General features: G+C 60.4%; 1 protein-coding gene. It reads left to right on the forward strand.

The window, feature by feature from the left end:
• Nucleotides 1–246 precede the first annotated feature (246 nt).
• Nucleotides 247–1,605: an 8-oxoguanine deaminase gene (locus F8N85_RS33965; RefSeq protein WP_150807651.1), complete on the forward strand. Its 1,359-nt coding sequence runs from the start codon at nt 247–249 to the stop codon at nt 1,603–1,605.
• The last annotated feature ends 96 nt before the right edge of the window (nt 1,606–1,701 follow it).

Raw genomic sequence — 1,701 nt, forward strand, 5'->3', positions numbered from 1 at the left:
AAGATCGCAGCCTGCGGCAGTTCCTACGGGTATTGCGTGCGCCTGATAAATTCAGGGTGTACTGGGTCGGCGTAGGAGCTGCCGCAGGCTGCGATCTTTTAGGCATCACACACGTCCGTCAAGCTATCGCATCAAATGCGTAATCTGAGTAAACTCCAAACCTCGCCCTCACCGGCGACCCTGGATCAGCAGACAGGGCAACACTGAGCTGGCGAACCTGAACCCAATTTTCAGAGGAGCCGGCCAATGCCTGCGACCCGTATCTGGTTAAAAACCCCCCTGGCCATTTTCACTGCCAACGCGCTCGATGCCCGTGGCGGCCTGGTGCTGCAAGACGGTTTGATCGTCGAAGTACTCGGTGCCGGGCAACAACCCGCCGCACCCTGTGGACAAGTCTTCGATGCTCGCGAACATGTGATCCTTCCCGGGCTGATCAACACCCACCACCACTTCTACCAAACCCTGACCCGCGCTTGGGCGCCGGTGGTCAATCAGCCGTTATTCCCCTGGCTGAAAACCCTGTATCCGGTCTGGGCTCGACTGACCCCGGAGAAACTGGCATTGGCGAGCAAAGTCGCTCTGGCCGAGTTGCTGCTGTCTGGCTGCACCACCGCGGCCGATCACCACTACCTGTTCCCCGAAGGTCTGGAAAACGCCATTGATGTACAGGTCCAGAGCGTGCGCGAACTGGGCATGCGCGCGATGCTCACCCGCGGCTCGATGAGTCTGGGTGAAGCCGACGGCGGGCTGCCGCCGCAACAGACCGTGCAACAAGGTGAAGTGATTCTCGCCGACAGCCAGCGCCTGATCGCCGAATACCACGAACGTGGCGATGGCGCGCAAATCCAGATTGCCCTGGCGCCCTGCTCGCCGTTTTCCGTTACCCCACAAATCATGTCGGCCAGTGCGGAACTGGCCAACAAGCTCGACGTGCGCCTGCACACCCATCTCGCCGAAACCCTCGACGAAGAAGACTTCTGCCTGCAACGTTTCGGCCTGCGCACCGTGGATTATCTGGACAGCGTCGGCTGGCTCGGGCCTCGTACCTGGCTGGCCCATGGCATTCATTTCAACCCGGATGAAATCGCTCGCCTGGGCGCGGCTGGCACCGGCATCTGTCATTGTCCGAGCTCGAACATGCGCCTGGCTTCAGGCATCTGTCCGACCCTGGACTTGATCGCAGCGGGCGCGCCATTGGGCCTGGGTGTGGATGGTTCGGCCTCCAACGACGCGTCGAACATGATCCTCGAAACCCGACAGGCGCTTTACCTGCAACGCCTGCGTTATGGCGCGGAAAAAATCACTCCCGAGTTAGTGCTCGGCTGGGCCACCCGCGGTTCGGCGCAACTGCTCGGACGCAGCGATATCGGCGAACTGGCGGTGGGCAAGCAGGCGGACCTGGCGTTGTTCAAACTCGATGAGCTGCGTTTTTCCGGTAGTCATGATCCGTTGTCGGCGCTGCTGTTGTGTGGCGCAGATCGAGCGGACCGGGTGATGGTAGGAGGAAAATGGCGAGTGATCGACGGGCAGGTTGAGGGGCTGGATTTGAAGGAATTGATTGCTGATCACAGCCAAGCAGCGCGGCAGTTGATCGCAGGCATCTGACACGACACGATCAACTGTGGAGCGAGCTTGCCCCAATGCCGGTCAGTTAACCTAAATCTTTGGTCTGGCGGGCATTTGTGGCGAGGGGGCTTGCCC

The organism is Pseudomonas fluorescens, from assembly GCF_902497875.1.
Taxonomy (GTDB): domain Bacteria; phylum Pseudomonadota; class Gammaproteobacteria; order Pseudomonadales; family Pseudomonadaceae; genus Aquipseudomonas; species Aquipseudomonas fluorescens_BR.

Excerpts from the sequence above, each read along its gene's own strand:
- F8N85_RS33965 (WP_150807651.1), top strand. The coding sequence starts at position 247 with ATGCCTGCGACCCGTATCTGGTTAAAAACCCCCCTGGCCATTTTCACT.